The sequence below is a fragment of the Escherichia sp. AM3 genome (genome assembly GCF_032029835.1).
Taxonomy (GTDB): domain Bacteria; phylum Pseudomonadota; class Gammaproteobacteria; order Enterobacterales; family Enterobacteriaceae; genus Escherichia; species Escherichia coli.
Genome location: NZ_JAVUPQ010001286.1, coordinates 1 through 238, shown reverse-complemented (window position 1 = coordinate 238; position 238 = coordinate 1). Strand labels below are relative to the sequence as shown.

At 43.3% G+C, this 238-nt stretch carries 1 protein-coding gene; it reads right to left on the bottom strand.

Features of this window, described 5'->3' with window-relative positions; translation table 11 throughout:
* Window positions 1–234: molybdopterin-guanine dinucleotide biosynthesis protein MobC (locus tag RTW80_RS30705; protein ID WP_312722031.1), on the bottom strand; the 234-nt coding region annotated here is incomplete at its 3' end.
* Window positions 235–238: the final 4 nt, after the last annotated feature.

Below are 238 nucleotides of genomic sequence, written 5' to 3'. Positions count from 1 at the left end.
ACGAACGATTTCACGAAGTGCTCTCTCACTGATTTCATACCCCGTGGTTTTTAGTGTCTCTTTAATGTCTGAGACCGTGTAACCTTTGGTTTTTACCAGTGCTAACAGGTCATCACGGATTGCATCCAGAAATTCCTTTTGTGATTTGCGCTGAGGTGTCAGATCCGGTAAACCAGCCAGAGTAACCTTTGCTAGCTCGATATCTTCATCTGAATAAAACGCCTTCTTACTCATCTTC